Origin of the sequence: Pseudomonas sp. HMWF021 (genome assembly GCF_003061005.1) — a bacterium.
Lineage (GTDB): Bacteria > Pseudomonadota > Gammaproteobacteria > Pseudomonadales > Pseudomonadaceae > Aquipseudomonas.
Genome location: NZ_QAIK01000166.1, coordinates 7541 through 10439, shown reverse-complemented (window position 1 = coordinate 10439; position 2899 = coordinate 7541). Strand labels below are relative to the sequence as shown.

Annotated in this window: 5 protein-coding genes; 2 read left to right on the top strand and 3 right to left on the bottom strand. The window is 60.6% G+C overall.

The genetic code is table 11. The features are described from left to right. The first annotated feature begins 107 nt into the window (after positions 1–107). Positions 108–782: a DNA-3-methyladenine glycosylase I gene (locus tag DBR18_RS23995; protein ID WP_108592181.1), complete on the top strand. Its 675-nt coding sequence runs from the start codon at positions 108–110 to the stop codon at positions 780–782. 112 nt (positions 783–894) lie between these two features. Here the strand turns inward: DBR18_RS23995 and DBR18_RS23990 are convergent, their stop codons facing one another. From DBR18_RS23990 to arsC, 3 genes are read right to left on the bottom strand one after another with little or no spacing between them, the layout of a single operon-like run. Next, the gene (locus DBR18_RS23990) at positions 895–1320 is read right to left on the bottom strand and encodes a DUF2069 domain-containing protein (RefSeq protein ID WP_108592180.1); all 426 of its coding nucleotides are present in this window, start codon (positions 1318–1320) and stop codon (positions 895–897) included. 2 nt (positions 1321–1322) lie between these two features. Further along, a complete protein-coding gene (gene wrbA, locus DBR18_RS23985; protein WP_108592179.1) occupies positions 1323–1919 on the bottom strand; it encodes an NAD(P)H:quinone oxidoreductase in 597 nt (198 codons plus the stop codon). After that, positions 1916–2269, bottom strand: coding sequence for an arsenate reductase (glutaredoxin) (arsC, locus tag DBR18_RS23980; protein ID WP_007968707.1), 354 nt, complete (start codon positions 2267–2269; stop codon positions 1916–1918). The genes wrbA and arsC overlap by 4 nt, the downstream gene beginning before the upstream one ends. 114 nt (positions 2270–2383) lie before the next feature. Between arsC and DBR18_RS23975 the strand changes: the two genes are divergently transcribed. Then, positions 2384–2851: a TlpA disulfide reductase family protein gene (locus tag DBR18_RS23975; RefSeq protein WP_108592178.1), complete on the top strand. Its 468-nt coding sequence runs from the start codon at positions 2384–2386 to the stop codon at positions 2849–2851. The last annotated feature ends 48 nt before the right edge of the window (positions 2852–2899 follow it).

The window sequence follows — 2899 nt, the reverse complement described above, 5'->3', positions numbered from 1 at the left end:
CTCGCGAAGGCGGTGTATTAGTCGCTAAATGCGCCGACTGACACTCAGTCTTCGCGAGCAAGCCCGCTCCCACATGGGTTTCTTCGTTTCATTCAATAGGAGAGGGCATGCGCGATTACAAGTGGCTGCACGAATACTGTCTGAACCGCTTCGGTTCGGCGGCTGAACTGGAAGCCCATCTGCCCGTTCCCAAGACTCCCGCGCAATTACGCAAGATCAGCGACGATCGTTACCTCTCGACCATGGCCCTGCGGGTATTCCGTGCCGGGCTCAAGCACAGTCTGGTGGACGCCAAGTGGCCGGCCTTTGAAGAAGTGTTCTTCAGGTTCGACCCGGAAAAAGTCGTGCTGATGAGTGCCGAACACCTCGAACGTCTGATGCAGGATGCGCGGATCATCCGCCACCTGGGCAAACTCAAGAGCGTGCCGCGCAATGCACAGTTCATCCTTGATGTGGAAAAGGACAAGGGCAGCTTCGGCGCACTGATCGCCGACTGGCCGGTGACCGATATCGTCGGCCTGTGGACCTACCTGAAAAAGCACGGGAGTCAGTTGGGCGGGCTGTCGGCGCCACGTTTCCTGCGCATGGTCGGCAAGGACACGTTCGTGCCGAGCTACGACGTGGTCGCCGCGCTGAATGCACAGAAGATCGTCGACAAGGTGCCGACCAGCCTGCGCGATCTGGCGATTGTGCAAAGCGCGTTCAATCAGTGGCATGAACAGAGTGGCGGGCGGCCGATGAGCCAGATTTCGATGATGCTGGCTTACACCGTCAATCATTGACATCGAGTCGCGTCAATCGCTGGCAAGCCAGCTCCCACAGGATCCTTGTTGATCACAATTCTGTGATCGACACAAAAACTGTGGGAGCGGGCTTGCTCGCGAAGGCGTCAGCTCAGGCGACGGAAATCTCGCCTTCACCCGCGAGTTTGCGGTCCAACTGATACCGCCACCGCACATACAGCAGCGCCGAACAGAACACTGCCAGGCTCGCCACCATCTCCAGCACCCCGAACAGCTGCCGGCTCGGGTCATACGCTGCCAGTGCGCCTTTGATGAAATACAGATTCACCACAAAACACATCCACGAATGCGCTCGGGCACTGCCCATGATCATTCCCGGCGCAAGGACGATCCACGGAATCAGCTCGATCAACAGAATCACCCACGGTCGGGCGCCATGCAGGTCGGCGAATGCCAGATAGTACGCGGCGAGCAGCCCGGCGAGGCCGAAGAAGCACAGCAGGCTGATGGCCCGCATCGCTTTCACGCGCGGTTCGAGCCACTCGATGGAAGGCAGGACTTTCGGCTTCCTGGCCACACTCAGCCCTCCAGTTTTTGCGCGGTTTTCGCCAGGCGTGCGCCGAGCGCGCGACACAGCGCCATCTCGTGCTGATCGAGACCTTTTTTGCCATCGGCCCCGGCGTGATGGCTGGCGCCATACGGCGTGCCCCCGCCCTGGGTTTCCAGCAGCGCCGATTCGCTGTACGGCAGGCCGGTGATCAACATGCCGTGGTGCAACAGCGGCAGCATCATCGACAGCAGGGTGGTTTCCTGGCCGCCGTGCAGGCTGGCGGTGGAGGTGAACACGCCGGCCGGTTTGCCGACCAGTGCGCCGGTCAGCCACAGGTTGCTGGTGCCGTCGAGGAAGTATTTGAGCGGTGCAGCCATGTTGCCGAAGCGGGTCGGACTGCCGAGGGCCAGACCGGCGCAGTTCTTCAGGTCATCGAGGGTGGCGTAGAGCGCGCCTTCGTCAGGGATGTCCGGGGCTACCGCTTCACACTCGGTGGAGATTGCCGGCACGGTGCGCAGGCGTGCTTCGAGGCCGGCCTGTTCAACCCCTCGGGCAATCTGCCGCGCCATTTCGTTGGTCGAGCCGCTGCGGCTGTAATACAGCACCAGAATGTACGGCGCGCTCACGGCAACAACTCCAGCACATTTTCCGGCGGACGACCGATCACGGCTTTGTCGCCGACTTCAAGAATTGGCCGTTCCATCAGTTTTGGATGCTGAGCGATGGCGTCGATCAATTGCGCTTCGCTGAGGCTTTCGTCAGCCAGCTGAAGCATTTTGTATTCATCTTCCCCGGTGCGCAGCAACTGACGCGCGCTGATCCCGAGCTTGCCGAGCAAGGCCTTGATCTGCGCGGCGTTCAGCGGAGTTTCGAGGTAACGCACCACGTTCGGGGTCAGGCCACGGGCCTCAAGAAGTTCCAGCGCGCCGCGGGATTTCGAGCAGCGCGGATTGTGATAAAGCGTCAGATCGGTCATGGCAGGTCGCTTCTGGCGTAAAGTGGCGGCTATTCTAACTGTGCAGCGCGCAATCCAGAACCTTCAGAGGCGATGGGTCGCAGGCGCCTTCAATTTTTGACCAGGGAACATGACATGACACGGCGATTGGCAGCGGCATTGACGATGATCGGGGCGTTGATGCTGGGGGGCTGCGGCAACGACTACGGCATTGACCAGAATGGTCAGAAAGTCGCGTCCGAGCGTCTGGACAAGCACTGGGTAGTACTCAATTACTGGGCCGAGTGGTGCGGCCCGTGTCGCACGGAAATTCCGGAACTCAATCATCTGGCGGACGAACTGAAGGGCAAGAACATCGGCGTGTTCGGGGTCAACTTCGACAACGTGCAGGGTGAGGACCTGAAGAGCGCCAGCGAGAAACTGGGCATCAGGTTCACCGTGCTGGCGCAGGATCCGGCGGATCTGTTCGACCTGCCGCGCAGTGAAGCCCTGCCGGTGACCTACATCATCGACAACAAGGGCAAGGTGCGCGAACAGTTGATGGGTGAGCAGACGGCAGCGGGGGTGATGGCCAAGCTGGAGGCGTTGCAGGCGACAAAGTGAGCTGAATGGGCTTCTGTGGCGAGGGAGCTTGCTCCCGCTGGGCGGCGA